A 16,575-nucleotide genomic window follows, 5' to 3' on the forward strand; every position below is an offset into this window, starting at 1 on the left:
GTTTTATAACACACCCCCCCGGGCGGGGGCCCCCCCCCGCGGGGGGGCCCCCGGGGGGTTACCCGCGGCGGGGCGTCCACGGGCCCCGCCCCGCCCCCCGCGGGGGGGGGGGGCCCGGGCCGGGTGCCGTCAGGGCCTCAGGAGGTCAGCGCCTCCGGGCCTGCGGGGCGGTTCAGGCGGCGGTGCGACCGTGGCGGCCACGGCGGCGCAGGACGAAGACCGCGGCGCCACCGGCCAGGACCAGGCCACCGGCGACGGCGGCGAGGATCGGGGTCGAGTCACTGGCACCGGTCTGGGCCAGGCCACCGGTGCCCGGGGCGGAGTTGGTCGCGGCCGGGCTCGGGTGCGCGCCGGCGGCGGTGCTGGCACCGGCCGACGGGGTACCGGCCTGGCTCGGGGTGCCACTCGGGGTGCCGGTCGGGGCGGTGCTCGGGGCGCCGCTCGGGGTGCCGCTCGCGGCCGGGGTCGACGGGCCGGAGGTCGGCGGGGTCACGCCGGTCTTGCAGTCCAGGACGCCCTTGAACTCCTTGGCGAAGCCGTTCGGGCCGGTGACGTTGATGTCGTAGGCGGCCTTCTCGGCGACCGGGACGAGCACGTTCTCGGTCTTGCCCGGCTGGACGGTCAGCTGCTTGCCCGGCTTGACCGTGACGGTGGCGGCCTCGTCACCACCGTTGGTGACGGTGACGCGCACGCCGTTGTTCTCGCACTCGACCTGGGCGGTGCTGTCGACCAGCGCGCCCTGGCCCTGCTTCCAGGTGGCCTTGGCGCCGGCGGAGACGCTGAGCTTGCTGGAGCCGGCCAGGATCATGCTCTGGCTGTGCCGCTTCGGGTCGTAGCCCTCGCTGAGGAAGACCCGGCCGCTGGGCACGACGGTGTCGGCGGCGGCGGCCAGGGCGACGGAGCCGTCCGGGGTGCCGGCCGGCACGTCCAGGAACAGCTGGGTCTCCTTGATCGGACCGGTCAGGGTGGCGCCGACCGGCTTGCCGTCCTTGTCCACCACCTTGACCTTGTCGGCGGCGTCACCGGTGACGGTGAGCTTCACCTCGGCGGCGCTGGACTTGAGGGTGAAGGGGCCGAGCTTGTTGCCGGACTTGCCGGAGACGGAGTCCGGGTTGAGCGTCAACGAGGGGTTGGGCTCGGCGGCGATGCCCTTGTTGGCGTCGCCGAGCAGGTAGTCGCGCAGCTTCTTGGCCTTGGCGTTGCGCGGGGTGGCGTTCTTGTTGTCCGAGAACTTCCAGATCGCGGCCTGGGTGCCCGCGGCGGCGTCCTCGGCGGTCAGGCCGTCGACGCCGACGGTCTTGCCGAGCGCCGTCAGGTCCTTGACCTGCGGGTAGGAGTTCTCCAGGATCCAGCGGATCTTGGAGGCCGCCTCGACCTTGTTCTTGCCGCCGAGGGAGCTCGACTTCCAGTCCGACTCCTGGTACTTCGCGGCGCTGTCCAGGTAGACCGGGTTGTCGAAGTCGATGCAGTAGGTCTGGATCTCGCCGTTGGACGTCTTGAGGGTGAACAGACCGCCGTCGACGGTCCCCTTGCCCTCGACGTCGATCTTCTCGCCCACCATCGTGTTCTGGAGGACGGCCTTGACGCCCGCACCCGGGGTGTCCGCCGCGGCCGCCGCACCGGCCGCGAACAGGCCCCCGCCCAACACCAGGCTGGTCGTGAGCATGACAGTGGTTATGCGGGGGAGACTCCGCACCTGCCTCTGGAACATCTGGGATCCCTCCGGGGCCGGGCCGCACCGATGGACAGCCCGCCGACTTGCCGTGCCGCGCGCGCCCCCTGTGGCGCTGCTGCGGGTATGAACCAGACGAATCCTATTGAGCCCCGCAGGCCCCGAAACCCCCATGCGAAATCAGGACGATTCCGTATCTGGATCGTTATCAACCCCCTCAGTTTCGACACAAGCTGACGATCAGCCAGAATCTCCTCGCGACTTTTCGTTATCCGGGCGAGATTGCGCATGCGGGCGCAACAACAGTCTCGATCAACATATTTGTCGACAGTTAAGGTCATCGACCCGTCAGATCAGCGCAGCCTGCTCGTCACCTCCCCACTCCCCCTCGGCCACCCTGCCCCGCTCCCCCGCCTCCGCCTCCGACGCCCCGTCCGACACCGGCCGCGCCGGCGGCGGGGGCTCCGGCGGGCGCGGCGCCGAGGCCACCGCCAAGGCCTTCCGCGCCTCCAGCGCGTCGGCGATCCACCCCGGCACCACCCCTGCCCCGGCCTGCGCCCCGCTCGGCCCGGTGGCGCCCGACGGCTGCCCGCGCACCCCCGCCGCCCAACGGAACGCCGAGGTACCACGGGTGAGGTCGTGTCCGACCGATCGGGCGTCGATCTCGGCCCCGGTGCGCTTCACCTCGCCGTCGGCCCACTCCCGCAGCCGCAGCCGACCACTCACCAACACCGGATCCCCCTTGGCGAGCGAACCGATCAGATTGACCGCGAGCCCCCGCCAGGCCGTCACCGTCAGCCACTGCGTCTCGCCGTCCGCCCAGCACTCGCGCTGCCGGTCGTACCGGCGCTCGGTGCAGCCGAGCCGGAACTTGGCCATCGGCACCCCGCTGCCCGTTTCGCCGTAGCTCACCTCCGTCGCGACAATGCCGACGATCGTCACCTGCATCTCGTTCACAGTGCACTCTCCGTTCTCGCCGATGCACCGTACGGAATCGACCGGTGCGCGTCGAGAGTGCGCTTCGCGGGAAATCCCCGCCAGAGAGTTCTGAAATCCTGTGGACAACTCGATGCCTCGGAAAACCGACGTCACTCGCAGGGGTGAATTTCGGCCTTTCGGCACCCCTTCGAGCCCATCTCATCGCGGCCATGACAACAAACCGGCTGCTCGCCGCCCCCAACCGACACGCCCCGGAACAGCGCCGACCGACCGTCCGCGCACGTCATCCGACCGGAGGAAGCCGAATACGGCCCCCCACCCGCACCGGTGGCGACACATTCTCCGTGCCGAATCCATAACGGGTGGGGCGGCAGCCCCGTAACGACTGCACAACGTCCGGCTCGGAACACTCCCAGACCGCTGCACTCACGGCGTTCACCTGCGATTATCGGACCGCTCCACCGAACCGACACACCAACGGCGGTGTCGTCACACTCGGCCGAGGAACTGGGCACCCTTATCCTGTCCCCGACAGGTCGAGGGCCCACCGACCCCCACCCTCACGGCACGGGGCCGGACACGCGCGCCCCCGGCGCTCGTCGCCCGACCCGGCCACGGTCACGCCCGCCCGGGCGCAGCCCGTCCCGCCCCCATAGCTCAGCGGATAGAGCACCCGCCTTCTAAGCGGTAGGTCGCAGGTTCGAATCCTGCTGGGGGCACCACCTCGGCATTCCCGCAGGCCGCCAGGCCGGCGGCCGCATTGCCCGGCCGTCGCGGGCTCCCGGAAATCCCCTCCGCACACCGCCTGATTGCGTACACCCACCGCACCTAACCCGTGACGATGCGTGTCATGGCCGCTGCGATAACAGGCTGCTCCGGATGACCGCCACTGCGGATCGGATGCGGGAGAAGACCCGAACAACCGAAATCCCGGGCGAATCACGCTCCGGGGACAATCCGCCCCACCGACCCGGCCGGGAGCCGCTCGGTCGGGTTCCCGACCGGCCGCTCGGCCCGTGATCGCGAGCCCGGCCGGCCGCTCAGCCGATGGCGGCGAGTCTGCCGCCGGTGGCGCGTCAGTCGGCGGTGGCGCGTCAGCCGGCGGTGGCGAGCCCGGCCAGGTAGGCGTCCAGCAGAGCGGTCTGCCGCTCAGGCGGGAACTCCGCCGGGGCGAACAGCACCTGCACCACCAGGCCGAGCGCGAAGGCCTGCGCACCGGTCGCGAGCGCGGCGGCGTCAGCCCCGGCCGGGAGCTCCCCGAGCCGCTGGGCGTCCGCGACGTGCACCGCGAGGGCCTCGCGCGAGCGGGCGTAGCGACCCGCGTGCGCGGCCGCGAGCGCGGGGTCCGACAGGGCGACGTCCCAGGAGCCGACCCAGATCCGGTTGCCGGCCGCCGCCGCCCCGTCGAGCGGCAGGACGTCGAGCAGCGCGGCCCGCAGTCGGGCCAGCCCGGGGGGTGGCGGCGGGGTGCCGTCGGCGGGGGCGGTGCGCCGGGGCCGGGAGCCGGAGCGCCGGTCGAGTTCGTCCAGGGCGTGGCTCAGCAGGGCCCGCTTGTTGGGGAAGTAGTGCGTCAACAGGCCGGTGGAGGCGCCCAGTTCGGTGGCCACGGCACGCAGGGTCAGCCCCTCGAAGCCACGGCTGGAGAGCACCCGCCACACACCCTCGGACACTTCCAGGCGGCGGGCGTCATGGTCTCCACGGGCCGGCGTCATGGGGGTCATCGTACATACCAAACGTTTGTTATGTATGGTTCCCAGCACACCGCGCATCCCGTGGACCGTGCATCCCGTGAAAGGCCAGCCCATGTTTGCCGTACCGCTCGCCGAGAACGCCGAACTGCGCCCGCTGGAGCCGTGGCAGGCGGCCGAGTTCCTGGCCCACATCGACCGCGCCCGCGCCCACACCGATCCGTGGATCCCCTGGGCCACCCGCTCCACCGACCTCGACTCCGCCCGCGCCACCCTCCAGCGCTACGCCGACCAGCAGGCCGCCGACAGCGGCCGGATCTACGGCATCTGGCGGGACGGCACGCTGGTCGGCGGCGTGATGTTCGTGAGCTTCAACGCCCAGAGCGGCGTCTGCGAGATCGGCGCCTGGACCGAGCCGGCCGGCGAGGGCGGCGGGCTGATCACCGCCGCCGTCCGGGTGCTGATCGACTACGCCTTCACCACCCGCGGCCTGCACCGCGCCGAGTGGTGGTGCTCCGCCGGCAACGCCCGCAGCCGGGCCGTCGCCGAGCGGGTCGGCATGAGCCTGGACGGCACCCTGCGCGAGTGGTACCCGCACAACGGGGTCCGCCACGACAAGCAGATCTGGTCGATCCTGGCTCCGGAGTGGACGCCCGGGGCCTGACCGGACGCGGAGGGGCCCGGTGGACACCCCCGTGTCCCACCGGACCCCGCACCCCGGGCCGTCGTCCCCGACCCCCAAGACCCCTCAGACCCCTCAGGCCGCCAGCACCGGCGGCTCCGCCGCCGCCACCGCCCTGGGCACCCGCAGCGCGAGCATCAGGACCAGCACCAGCAGACCGCCGGCCGACAGGAACACCACGTCGACGGCGTCCGTGAAGCTGCGCAGCGCGTGCTCGCGGGCCGCGCCGCCGAGCGTCCGGACGGCGCCGAGCGGCAGGCCGGGCTCGCCGTCCGCGAAGACCCGGGCCAGCACGGTGCCGAAGAGCGCCGCGCCGAGCGCGCTGCCGAGGGTCTGGAAGAAGCGGATCCCGGTGGTCGCGACGCCGAGGTGGTGCCGGGGGACGGACTCCTGCACCACCGTGACCAGCTGGCCGATCAGCTGGCCCATCCCGACGCCCAGCAGGACGAGTTCGCCGCAGACCGCCCACAGCCCGGTGGTCGGGCCGTTGAGGCCGAGCAGGAGCAGGGCGATCGCCGCGCAGCCCGCGCCGGCCACCAGGAAGGTGCGCTCCGCGTAGCCGCGGGCGGTGAGCCGGCCGGCCAGCAGGCCGACCGCCGTCATCCCGCCCGCCATCGGGATCAGGTAGAGGCTGGCCGAGGTGGGGTCGACGCCGCGGGCGATCTGCAGGTAGAGCATCACGTAGACGATCGAGCCGGTCATGCCCATCCCGACCAGGCCCTGGATCGCGAAGCCGAGGCGCACCACGCCGATCCGGAACAGCGACAGCGGCAGCACCGGCTCGGCGGCGGTGGCCTGGCGCCACACGAAGAGGCCGAACGCGGCCAGGGTGGCGGCGACGAGCCCGAGGATCACCGGGGAGGTCCAGGCGTAGTCCTTGCCGCCCCACTCGGTGACCAGCAGCAGCCCGGTCGCGAAGGCGGCGGCGAGGGCCGCGCCGAGGAAGTCCAGGCTGCGGCGGCCTGCCGCCGGCGGCAGCTTGATCACCAGGGCGGTGCCGACCAGGACGAGCAGGCCGAGCGGCAGGTTGATGTAGAAGATCCAGCGCCAGCCGAGGTGGTCGGTGAACAGCGCCCCGATCAGCGGGCCGACCGCCATGCCGATGCCCGCGACGATCCCGCCCATCGCGCCGCCCTTGCCGCTGCCGCGCTCGGCCGGGTCCTTGAGGTGGGCGACGACCACCATGGTGACGCTCATCAGCCCGCCGCCGCCGATGCCCTGGAGGGCCCGGAAGGCGATCAGCTGGCCCATCGACTGCGCGAGCCCGCAGAGCGCCGAGCCGACCAGGAAGGTGCCGACCGCGCCGAGCAGCACGCGTTTGGCGCCGTACAGGTCGCAGAGCTTGCCGTAGAGCGGCAGCAGCGCGGTCGCGGCGAGGGCGAACGAGCTGATCAGCCAGGGCAGCCGGTCGACGCCGTGGACGGGGTCGAGCTCCCGGACGATCGGCACGGTGGCCGCGGACACGATGTTCATGTCGAGCACGGCCAGCACGATCGTGACCAGGCAGAGCAGCATGCCCAGGTTGCGCTGGGCCGGTGTCATCAAGGCAGGGGCAGCGGGCGCCATCGGTAAGTCCCCCCAGGGTCGGTGGAGTTCGGGCCGGGCCGGTGCGGCCGGCGGCACGTCCTCACCATGGCAGTTTTTTTATACCTGGTCAATTCTTAAGCTCAGCTCAATCTTCATCCTGGTCGATCTTTGATCCTGGTACAGTCGAGCCATGGCGACGCACACCGGCTTCAGCCCCGACGACGACCGCGACCTCGACGCCCTCCCGCTGCGCGAGCGCAAGAAGATCCAGACCGGCATCCGGATCTGGCGCACCGCCATCGGACTGTTCGCCGAGCGGGACTTCGACCAGGTCTCGGTGGCCGAGATCGCGGCCGCCGCCGAGGTGTCCAAGATGACCGTCTTCAACTACTTCCCCACCAAGGAAGACCTGGTCATGGCCCCCATGGAACAGCACCTCGACGAGCCGGCCCGGGTGGTCCGCGAACGCGCCCCCGGCACCTCGGCGGTGGCGGCGCTGCGCGAGCAGTACCTCGCCGCGCTGGAGCAGCACGACCCGGCCACCGGGCTGAGCGACGAACCGCTCGTGCTCGACGTGGTCCGGCTGATCCACCGCACCCCGGCCCTGGCGATGCGCGCCACCGCCGGCTTCGGCCGGCACGCGCAGGGCCTGCTGACCACCGAACTCCTCGCCCAGGACCCGGCCCACGACGAGCTCACCGCACAGATCGCCGCCGCCCAACTGCTCGCCGCCCGACTGGCCCTGACCACCGAGAACCAGCGCCGGATACTGACCGGCGAACGCGCCGCGGCCGCCCTGCCCGCCGCCCTCGACCGGGCCGCGCGCGCCTTCGCCCTGGTCGAGGGCGGCCTCGGCGACTACTGCGCCGTCATCTCCTGAGAGAGTGGGCGCACCACGACCGCCCGGAGGTGCGCATGGACCAGCCGCTGCTCACGCGGGACCGCTCCGCCCTGCCCGCCCACGCCGAGGGCCTGCACGCGTACGTCGGCGAGGACGGCGTCGCCGTCCTGGAGTTCGCCCGACCGCACCGGCGCAACGCGGTGACCCTGGAGATCTGGCAGGCGCTGCCGAAGGTGCTGCTGCGCCTCGCCGAGCAGCCGGGGGTGCGCGCCCTGCTGGTCACCGGCGCCGGCGGCACCTTCAGCGCGGGCGCGGACATCGCCGAACTCGCCGAGGTGTACGGCGATCCGGAGCGTGCGGACGCCTACCACGCGGTCAACGTCGCCGCCGAGGAGGCACTGGCGGCCTTCCCGCACCCGACCGTCGCCGTGGTGCAGGGCGCCTGCGTGGGCGGCGGCTGCCAGCTGGCCGTCGCGTGCGACCTGCGGTTCGTCGCCGAGGACGCCCGGCTGGGGATCACCCCGGCCAAGCTCGGCGTGGTCTACCCGGCGGTGCCGACCGTACGGCTGGCCCGGCTGGTCGGCCCGGCCCGCGCCAAGTACCTGCTGTTCTCCGGCGAGTTGGTGACGGGCCGCGACGCGCTGCCGCTGGGCCTGGCGGAGCGCGTCCTGCCGGGCGTCGAACTGGACGCCGCCGCGCTGGAGTTCGCCCGACTGCTGACCCGGCGCTCGGCCCAGACCATCGGCGCGGCGAAGGCCGCGCTGGCCGTCCCGGCGGAGCGGGCGGCGCAGGCGCTGGCGCCCTGGGAGCGCCGCTCCCGGGAGACCTCGGACGTGCCCGAGGGGCTGGCCGCGTTCCTGGAGGGCCGCCCGGCGCGGTTCTGACCGGGGCCGGGCACCAGGTCCGACCGGGGCCGGGCACCGGCTCCGACCGGGGCCGGGCCTCAGGTCCGGGCACCGGCCGCGCGGACGGACTCGCGTACGATCATCCGATCGGCGCCGGACCGTCCCGACGCCCGCGCCCCGACGCCCCCGTCGCGCCGACCCTTCACGCCGAGCCCTCACGCCGACCCCTTTGCGCACCCGGAGCACACACCCCGATGACGACCGAGGCCACGACCGCCCCCACCAGCCGGACGATCTGGGCCCGCCGGGTCACCGACGGCGTCGAGCCGAAGAACGTCATCATCGCGATGCTCCCCCTGATGGGCGTCATCCGCTACGGCTGGACGGGCCTCGGCTGGGCGGCCTTCGCGGCCCTGTTCGCGGCCGTCATCCCGACCATGTTCATCCAGCGCGGCATCCGCAAGGGCACCCTGGAGGACCGCCACGTCGGCCACCGGCAGCGCCGGCTGACCGTCATCCCGTTCATCATGGGCTCGGTCGCGACCAGCTTCGCCGTGATGCTCTGGCTGGACGCCCCGGCCGACCTGACCGCGATGGTGCTGGCGATGTTCGCCTCGCTGGTCCCGATCCTGGTGATCACCGTCTGGTGGAAGGTCTCCGTGCACACCGCCGTGGCCGCCGGCGCGGTGGTCTGCCTCGGGATCGCGCTCGGCCCGCTGTGGCTGCTGCTCGCCCCGCTGGTCGCGGCGATCGGCTGGTCCCGGGTGGTGCTGCGGGACCACACCACCGCGCAGACCATCGTCGGCGCGGCGGTGGGCGCGCTCACCGCCGGACTCGCCTTCTGGGCGGCCCGGTAGCCCGGCGGGCCGACGGCCCAACAGCCCGGTAGCCGGGCTCAGCGGATCGGCATCCCCGAGATCGCCCGCGCGATCACCAGCCGCTGGATCTCGCTGGTCCCCTCGAAAATCGAGTAGATCGCGCTGTCCCGGTGCATCCGCTCCACCGGGTACTCCCGGGTGAAGCCGTTGCCGCCGAGGATCTGCATCGCCTGCGCGGTGACCCACTTGGCCGTCTCGCCCGCGTACAGCTTGGACATCGAGCCCTCGGCCGCGGTGAACGGCTGGTTGTTGGCCGCCATCCAGGAGGCCCGCCACACCAGCAGGCGGGAGGCGTCGATCCGGGTCTTCATGTCGGCGAGCTGGAAGGCCACGCCCTGGTTGTCGATGATCGGACGGCCGAACTGCTCGCGGGTCCTCGCGTAGTCCAGCGCCACCTCGTACGCGGCCCGGGCGATGCCGATCGCCTGCGCGCCGACGGCCGGCCGGGAGGCCTCGAAGGTGGCCATCGCCGCGTTGCCCCTGCCCCCCGGGCGCTTGTCCCCTTCACGGGCCCGGGCCAGCCGCTCGTCCAGCTTCTCCTTGCCGCCGAGCAGGCAGCTGCCGGGTACCCGGACGCCGTCCAGCACCACCTCGGCGGTGTGCGAGGCGCGGATGCCGTGCTTCTTGAACTTCTGGCCCTGGCTCAGCCCGGGGGTGCCCGGCGGGACGATGAAGGAGGCCTGGCCTTTCGCCCCGAGCTCCGGGTCGACGGTGGCGACGACGACGTGGACGGCGGCGATCCCGCCGTTGGTGGCCCAGGTCTTGGTGCCGTTGAGCACCCACTCGTCCTTGGCCCCGTCGTACACCGCCCGGGTGCGCAGCGCGGAGACGTCGGAGCCGGCGTCGGGCTCGGAGGAGCAGAACGCGGCCACCTTGAGGTCGTCCGGGGTGCCGAACATCTGCGGGGTCCAGGTGCCGATCTGCTCGTCGGTGCCGTTGGCGAGCACCGCGACGGCGGCCAGCGTGGTGCCGACGATGGACAGCCCGATGCCCGCGTCGCCCCAGAACAGCTCCTCCATGGCGATCGGAATGCCGACGCCGGAGGGGTCGAAGTACTGCTGGGCGTAGAAGTCCAGCGAGTAGATGCCCAGCTTGGCGGCCTCCTGGATGATCGGCCAGGGGGTCTCCTCACGCTCGTCCCACTCGGCCGCGGCGGGGCGGACGACGTCGGCGGCGAAGCCGTGCAGCCAGTCGCGTACGGCGAGCTGGTCCGCACCCGGGTCCAGCGAGAACGTGCTGCTCATGGTGCTTGCCTCCGAAGAAGGGGTACGGCCGACCAGGGGGGTTACCTCGGGTAACATCGTCGGAGTCTGCTACTGATTGGTAACCGGTGTCAACGCCCAGTCAGACCCCGAATCCAAGGAGCAGCACATGTCCCGAGAGCCCCGCCGCGAGCAGCTGCTCAACGCCGCCGACCGGGTCATCCAGCGGAACGGCCCGACCGCCAGCATGAACGCCATCGCCGCCGAGGCCGGCATCACCAAACCGATCCTCTACCGCCACTTCGGCGACCGGAACGGCCTGATCACAGCCCTCACCGAGCGCCACACCAGCGGCCTGCTGGCCGCCGTCCGGGCCGCCCTCGCCGAACCACTGGAGCGCCGCGACCGGGTCGAACACGTCCTGGACACCTACCTGGCCGGGATCGAGGCCCGCCCGCAGGTCTACCGGCTGCTCACCCACCCCGAACCGGGCGACCCGAGCGGCCCCGGCACCGCACTCGCCCCCGCACTGCGGCAGATCGCCGCGGAGATCACCCGGGCCGTGCAGAGCCAGGTCGACCTCGGCGCCGACCGTGAGCTGCTCGCCGAGGCCTGGGGCCGGGGCATCACCGGCATGGTGCTGGCAGCCGGCGACTGGTGGCTGGAGACCAGACCCTGCTCACGCACCCGCATGGTGCAGGCGCTCGCCGACCTGCTCTGGGGCCGCCTGGCCGCCGCCGCGGACCTGCCCACCCCCGCCACCCCGGCCCCGACCCCGACCCCGGCCCCGACCTCGGCCCCGGACGCCGACTGAACTCCCCTTCCGCGCAAGGCCCTTGTGCGACACCCGGCACCGCAGGCATCATCGGGCCCCCACCCCCGCGCCGTACGAGGTCCCGATGCGCCTGCGCCGCACCGCCGCCGCCCTGCTGCTCGCCGCCACCACGGCCCTCACCGCGGCCCCCGCCACCCCCGCCGCCGCGCACGACGGCGCCCACGGCGGCCCGCCCGCGCGGTTCCCCGCTTCAACGGCCACCGGCCCCGACGGCCGCACCGCCTTCACCGACGCCCAGGGCCGCCGCCTCCAACTGCGCGGCTTCAACCTCGACAAGTACGCCGAGACCACCGAGGCCGACCTCAAGTCCCTGGCCGCGCAGGGCTTCACCCTGATCCGGGTGGCGGTCTCCTGGAACAGGCTGGAGCCCGTCCGCGGCCGCCTCGACCCGACCGAACTGCACCGGCTGCGCCAACTCCTCGGCTGGGCCGACCGGTACGGCCTGCTCGCCCTGATCGACCTGCACCAGGACATCTACGGGCCGGCGTTCGGCGGCGGCGACCGCGGCATCCCGCCCTGGGCCACCCGGGACGACGGCCTGCCGTTCACCCCCGACCCGAACGACTGGTTCGCCGGGTACTTCCAGCCCGCCGTCCAGGCCGCCTTCCGCCACCTCTACGACGACCCCGACCTGCGCGCCTGGCAGGCCGACTTCTACACCCGGCTCGCCCTCGAACTGCGCGGCCACCGCTCGCTGCTGGGCTACGACCTGTTCAACGAGCCGTTCGGCCCGGTGGACGGCGACCCGACCGACCCGGCCGTCCTCGCCGCCGCCTCCGCCGCCCTCGAACAGGGCCGGCTCGCCGACATGTACCGCCGCCTGATCGCCGCCGTACGCCGGGTCGACTCCCGCGCCTGGCTGTTCGTCGAACCCACCGTCCTGGTCGGCCAGGGCGTGCCCACCCGGCTGCCCGGCTTCGACGACCCTCGCCCCGGCCCGCCCCGGCTCGGCTACGCACCGCACTTCTACGACACCGCGGTCGAGAACGGCGCCGACTGGGACCCGGCCGACGGCTTCGTCGAGCGCTACACCGCCGCGATCACCGCCTACCCCGCCGCCCACCGCCTGCCCGTCCTGGTCGGCGAATGGGGCCCGCCCGACTCCCGCAGGCCGGGCAACACCCTGCTGGTCCGCCGGCAGGTCGCCGCGATGGACGGCTTCGCCGAGGGCTGGACCATGTGGTACTGGTGCCGCGGCACCGGCGGCTACTGCGCGCTCGACCCGGCCGGGCGCCCCGCCCCCGGCGACGAACCCGCCTTCGGCCCGTACCCGGCGGCCGTCGCCGGAACGGACGTGCGCACCGGCGCCACCACCGTCCACTGGAGCGCCGACGGCACCCGGCACGGCAGCGAACTCGTCCTGCCCCCGGCGGCGTTCCCGCACGGCGCCGACGTCACCGTCACCCCCGCCGCCGCCCGCGTCGACGTCGAACAGCCGGCCGGCGGGCGGGCCGGAACCGTCCGGATCCGCCTCCCGCACGCCCGCCCGGGCACCCCGGTGACGGTCACGGTCACACCGCGCTGACCGCCACCGGGGCCGCCCGGCGGCTAGAGCAGGCCCCGCCGCGCCAGCAGCGGCCCGGTCTCCGGCGCCCGGCCGACCACCGCGCGGAAGGACTCCAGCGGGTCCCGGCCGTAGCCGCGCGCCAGCAGCTCGCGCCGGAACAGCTCGCCGCTCTCCCGCACCGCACGCCCGTTGCCCTCGAACCACTGCACGGTGTCGGCGTCCAGCACCTCCGACCAGATGTACGCGTAGTACCCGGCGCTGTAGCCGCTGGCGAAGACGTGCTGGAAGTACGCCGTCCGGTAGCGCGGCGGGATCGCCGGCACCGCGATCCCGGCCTCCGCCAGCGCCCGTGCCTCGAACTCCTCGGCGTCCGCGATCTCCCGGCCCTGCGGCACGGTGTGCCAGGCCCAGTCCAGCAGCGTCGCCGCGAGGTACTCCACCGTCCGGAAGCCCTCCCCGAAGCCCTCGGCCGCCACCATCCGCTCGACCAGCTCGGCCGGCAGCGGCTCCCCGGTCACGTGGTGGCGCGCGTAGTTGGCCAGCACCTCCGGCCGGACCATCCACATCTCGTTGACCTGCGAGGGGAACTCGACGAAGTCCCGGGGCACCGAGGTGCCCGCGAACAGCGGGTACCGCACGTCCGAGAACAGCCCGTGCAGCGCGTGCCCGAACTCGTGGAAGAGCGTGCGCACCTCGTCCCAGGCCAGCAGCACCGGCTCGCCCGGCGCCGGGCGGGCGATGTTCAGGTTGTTGATCACCACCGGCCGGCGGCCGGTCAGCCCCGCCTGACTCACCAGCTCGTCCATCCAGGCACCGCCGCGCTTGGACGCCCGGGCGTGGAAGTCGCCGATGAACAGGCCCAGCGAACCGCCGTCCTCCTCGAACACCTCGAAGACCCGCGCGTCCGGGTGGTGGGCCGTCAGGTCCGGCCGCTCGGTGAAGGTCAGCCCGTACGCCAGCCCCGCGGCGAAGAACACGCCGTCCCGGAGCACCCGCTCCAGCTCGAAGTACGGGCGCAGCACCGCCGCGTCCACCTGGTAGGAGCTCTGCCGGACCTTCTCCGAGTAGTACGCCCAGTCGTGCGCGGCGATCTCCTCGATCCCGTCCGCCGCCGCCAGCTTGGCCAGCTCGGCGGCCTCCCGGCCGGCGTTGGCCACCGCCGGACCCACCAGCCGGGCCAGCAGTCCGGACACCGCCTCCACCGTGCCCGCGGTCTCGTCCTCCACCACGTACGCGGCGTGGCTCGGGTGCCCCAGCAGCGCGGCCCGCTCGGCGCGCAGCCCGGCCATCCGGATCGCCAGCGGGCCGTTGACCGCCAGGCCCCGGTCGAGCGAGGCCGCCAGCAGCCGCTCGCGCACCGACCGGTCGGTCAGCCGGGCTAGTTCGGGCTGGCCGGAGGTGCTCTTCAGGGACAGCACGAACCGGCCCTCCTGCCCGAGCACCCGGGCGTTCTCCGCAGCGGCGGCGACCTCGTCCGCGGACAGCCCGTCCAGCTCCTCGGCCGCGTCCACGACCAGCGCGGCGGCCTTGCTGGCGGCGTTCACGTTCTGCTGGAACGTCGTGCCGAGCCCCGCGAGTTCGGCGTTCAGCTCGCGCAGCCGGGCCTGCTCCGCCTCGCCCAGCCGGGCGCCGGAGCGGACGAAACGGGTGTGCCGGGTCTCCAGCAGCCGCAGCGACTCCGGGTCCAGACCCAGGTCGGCGCGGCGCCCGTACAGCTCCTCGATCCGGGCGAACAGGGCGCGGTCCAGGTGGATCGCGTCGTGGTGCGCGGCCAGCAGCGGGCTCACCGCGGTCTCCACCTCGTCGACCGGCTCGCTGGTGTCCGAGGACGACTGGTTGCGGAACACCGCGTCCACCCGGCGCAGCAGCTCCCCGGAACGCTCCAGGGCGACCAGGGTGTTGTCCGGCGTCGGCGGCCGCGGATCCGCGGTGATCGCCGCGATCTCGGCCAGCTGCTCCGCCATCCCGCGCTCGTACGCGGGCAGGAAGTGCTCCGGCCGGATCTCGGCGAAGGGCGGCAGTTCGTAGACCAGGGGGCTGGGCTTGAAGAACGGGTTCTCGGTCATTTCGCCGACCCTACGCCGTGTCACCCACCCTGCCTATGCGCCCCCGCCCCCCGTTGTCGTACCCACCCGTTAACGTCGAGCCCGGACACCCGAACGACCGCACACCCGTGCCCGTACCCGCACGCCAGAACAGCGCGCCGGAGAGGAGACGCCCCCGTGGCACCCAGGACGGCCCTCGCCCCCGACCCGCACGGCCCCGGCGGCCGGCTCCAGCCGCTCGACGACGCCGGCACCCCGCTCGGCCCGCCCGAGAAGGTCCCCGACCTCGCCGCCGCCGTCGCCGCCCGGGAGGCCGCCGAGCACTCCCGTTGGGTGTGGGCCGCCACCGACAGCGCCTACGCGCCGCTGCTGCCCCGGCTGCCCGACCGGCTCGCCCGCTGCCACGACCTGCGCCTGGTCGAGGCCCTGCTGCTGGCGCACGAGGGCCGGTTCGGCGCGCCGCGCTCGCTCGGCGCCGCCTGGTCCCGGCTGCGCGGCCTGCCCGTCCCGGACGACCTGCCCGAGCCCGGCTCCGCCGAGGCCGACGACGGGCAGGACACCCTGTTCGCGCCCGACCGGCTGCAACTGCCGCCCGGCGCCGACCCGCTGACCGCCGTCGTCGCCGTCCACGCCGAGCAGCAGCGCCGGCTCGCCGCGATCGCCGACCCGGCCGCCCGGCACCGGTTCCGGCTGCTGGTCGCCGCCGAGTCCGCCGGCGCACTCGTCGCCGCCGAGATCGCGTACGACGGGCTGCCCTGGCGCGCCGACGTCCACGACCAACTGCTCACCGAACTCCTCGGCCCCCGCCCGACCGTCCCCGGCGCCCAGCCGAGACTGCTCGCCGACCTCTCCGTCGAACTCCAACAGGCCCTCGGCGGGCGCCCGTTCAACCCCGACTCGCACACCCAGGTGCTGCGCGCCTTCGCCGAGAACGGCATCCAGCTCGGCTCCACCCGCTCCTGGGAGCTCAAGGGCGTCGCCCACCCGGCCGCCGCGCTGCTGATCCGCTACAAGGAGCTGTCCCGGATCCACGCCGCGCACGGCTGGGCCTGGCAGGACGCCTGGGCCCGCGGCGGCCGGTTCCGGCCCGAGTACGTGGTCGGCGGCGTGGTCTCCGGGCGCTGGGCCAGCCGCGGCGGCGGCGCGCTGCAGATCCCGCGCATCCTGCGCCGCGCCGTCGTCGCCGACCCGGGCTGGCTGCTGGTCGTCGCCGACGCCGCCCAGCTGGAGCCCCGGGTGCTCGCCGCCCTCTCCCAGGACGCCGGGCTGGCCCGCACCGCCGCCGGTGGCGACCTGTACGAGGCGCTGGCCGCCAACGCCTTCCAGGGCGACCGCGACAAGGCCAAGCTCGGCCTGCTCGGCGCCATGTACGGGCAGACCAGCGGCGACATCGGCCCGCTGCTGAACACCCTGCGCCACCGCTACCCCGCCGCGATGGGCTACGTCGAGGCCGCCGCCCGCACCGGCGAGGACGGCGGGGTGGTCGCCTCCCGGCTGGGCCGGGTCTGCCCGCCCGCCTCCGCCGAGTTCCTCGACCTCACCGAGGCCCCCGACACGGCCGGCGAGGCCGGCGGCCGGCAGGCCCGCGCCCGCGGCCGCTTCACCCGCAACTTCGTCATCCAGGCCAGCGCCGCCGACTGGGCACTCGCCCTGCTCGCCGCCCTGCGCCGCCGGCTGGGCGAGCTGCCGGCGGCCGGCCCGGCGGAACGCCCGCACCTGGTGTTCTTCCAGCACGACGAGGTGATCGTGCACACCCCGGCCAACCTCGCCGACGAGGTGGCCGCCGCGGTCGCCGAGGCGGCCGACGAGGCCCGCCGTCTGGTGTTCGGCGACACCCCGGTCCGCTTCCCGCTCACCACGGCGGTGGTGGACTGCTACGCCGACGCCAAGTAGCCGCCCCCTCTTCCCGGTCTC

13 protein-coding genes and 1 tRNA gene are annotated in these 16,575 nt (G+C 73.8%); 8 read left to right on the forward strand and 6 right to left on the reverse strand.

The genetic code is table 11. The annotated features are described in order from the left end of the window. Positions 1-172 precede the first annotated feature (172 nt). Together ACFV6I_RS04040 and ACFV6I_RS04045 are read right to left on the reverse strand one after the other, a co-directional pair. On the reverse strand, positions 173-1,666 hold the full coding sequence (locus ACFV6I_RS04040) for a Cys-Gln thioester bond-forming surface protein (RefSeq protein ID WP_380423506.1): 1,494 nt from the start codon (positions 1,664-1,666) through the stop codon (positions 173-175). Positions 1,667-2,020: 354 nt separating this feature from the next. Further along, a complete protein-coding gene (locus ACFV6I_RS04045) occupies positions 2,021-2,620 on the reverse strand; it encodes a single-stranded DNA-binding protein (RefSeq protein ID WP_380423522.1) in 600 nt (199 codons plus the stop codon). A gap of 637 nt (positions 2,621-3,257) precedes the next feature. Here ACFV6I_RS04045 and ACFV6I_RS04050 point away from each other — a divergent pair. After that, positions 3,258-3,333 (forward strand) — tRNA-Arg (locus ACFV6I_RS04050). 372 nt (positions 3,334-3,705) lie between these two features. Here ACFV6I_RS04050 and ACFV6I_RS04055 read toward each other — a convergent pair. Next, positions 3,706-4,323: a TetR/AcrR family transcriptional regulator gene (locus ACFV6I_RS04055; RefSeq protein ID WP_380338000.1), complete on the reverse strand. Its 618-nt coding sequence runs from the start codon at positions 4,321-4,323 to the stop codon at positions 3,706-3,708. Between the two features lie 91 nt (positions 4,324-4,414). On the opposite strand from ACFV6I_RS04055, the gene ACFV6I_RS04060 reads away from it, so the two are divergent. Continuing rightward, positions 4,415-4,963 carry a GNAT family N-acetyltransferase gene (locus ACFV6I_RS04060; protein WP_380423507.1) on the forward strand — a complete coding sequence of 183 codons (549 nt, stop codon included), beginning with the start codon at positions 4,415-4,417 and terminating at the stop codon, positions 4,961-4,963. A 93-nt stretch (positions 4,964-5,056) separates the two neighbouring features. Here the strand turns inward: ACFV6I_RS04060 and ACFV6I_RS04065 are convergent, their stop codons facing one another. Next, positions 5,057-6,523: an MFS transporter gene (locus ACFV6I_RS04065; protein ID WP_380423508.1), complete on the reverse strand. Its 1,467-nt coding sequence runs from the start codon at positions 6,521-6,523 to the stop codon at positions 5,057-5,059. A gap of 175 nt (positions 6,524-6,698) precedes the next feature. On the opposite strand from ACFV6I_RS04065, the gene ACFV6I_RS04070 reads away from it, so the two are divergent. The 3 genes from ACFV6I_RS04070 (at position 6,699) to ACFV6I_RS04080 (ending at position 9,051) form a co-directional block, all read left to right on the forward strand. After that, the gene (locus ACFV6I_RS04070; protein ID WP_380423509.1) at positions 6,699-7,388 is read left to right on the forward strand and encodes a TetR/AcrR family transcriptional regulator; all 690 of its coding nucleotides are present in this window, start codon (positions 6,699-6,701) and stop codon (positions 7,386-7,388) included. Between the two features lie 35 nt (positions 7,389-7,423). Further along, positions 7,424-8,233 (forward strand): enoyl-CoA hydratase/isomerase family protein, encoded by an 810-nt coding sequence (locus ACFV6I_RS04075; protein ID WP_380423510.1) that lies wholly within the window; start codon positions 7,424-7,426, stop codon positions 8,231-8,233. Positions 8,234-8,448: 215 nt separating this feature from the next. After that, positions 8,449-9,051 carry a hypothetical protein gene (locus ACFV6I_RS04080; RefSeq protein ID WP_063349403.1) on the forward strand — a complete coding sequence of 201 codons (603 nt, stop codon included), beginning with the start codon at positions 8,449-8,451 and terminating at the stop codon, positions 9,049-9,051. A 38-nt stretch (positions 9,052-9,089) separates the two neighbouring features. Here the strand turns inward: ACFV6I_RS04080 and ACFV6I_RS04085 are convergent, their stop codons facing one another. Then, positions 9,090-10,316, reverse strand: a complete 1,227-nt coding sequence (locus ACFV6I_RS04085; RefSeq protein WP_380423511.1) for an acyl-CoA dehydrogenase family protein — start codon at positions 10,314-10,316, stop codon at positions 9,090-9,092. A 127-nt stretch (positions 10,317-10,443) separates the two neighbouring features. Between ACFV6I_RS04085 and ACFV6I_RS04090 the strand changes: the two genes are divergently transcribed. Continuing rightward, complete coding sequence (locus tag ACFV6I_RS04090) at positions 10,444-11,088, forward strand: TetR family transcriptional regulator (RefSeq protein ID WP_380423512.1); 645 nt, start codon at positions 10,444-10,446, stop codon at positions 11,086-11,088. Between the two features lie 85 nt (positions 11,089-11,173). After that, on the forward strand, positions 11,174-12,634 hold the full coding sequence (locus ACFV6I_RS04095; protein ID WP_380423513.1) for a cellulase family glycosylhydrolase: 1,461 nt from the start codon (positions 11,174-11,176) through the stop codon (positions 12,632-12,634). Between the two features lie 23 nt (positions 12,635-12,657). Here ACFV6I_RS04095 and ACFV6I_RS04100 read toward each other — a convergent pair whose 3' ends face one another. Next, positions 12,658-14,682: a M3 family metallopeptidase gene (locus tag ACFV6I_RS04100; RefSeq protein ID WP_380423514.1), complete on the reverse strand. Its 2,025-nt coding sequence runs from the start codon at positions 14,680-14,682 to the stop codon at positions 12,658-12,660. 156 nt (positions 14,683-14,838) lie between these two features. On the opposite strand from ACFV6I_RS04100, the gene ACFV6I_RS04105 reads away from it, so the two are divergent. Beyond that, the gene (locus ACFV6I_RS04105) at positions 14,839-16,554 is read left to right on the forward strand and encodes a bifunctional 3'-5' exonuclease/DNA polymerase (RefSeq protein WP_380423515.1); all 1,716 of its coding nucleotides are present in this window, start codon (positions 14,839-14,841) and stop codon (positions 16,552-16,554) included. Positions 16,555-16,575: the final 21 nt, after the last annotated feature.

Source organism: Kitasatospora sp. NPDC059803 (genome assembly GCF_042732255.1).
Classification (GTDB): Bacteria; Actinomycetota; Actinomycetes; order Streptomycetales; family Streptomycetaceae; genus Kitasatospora.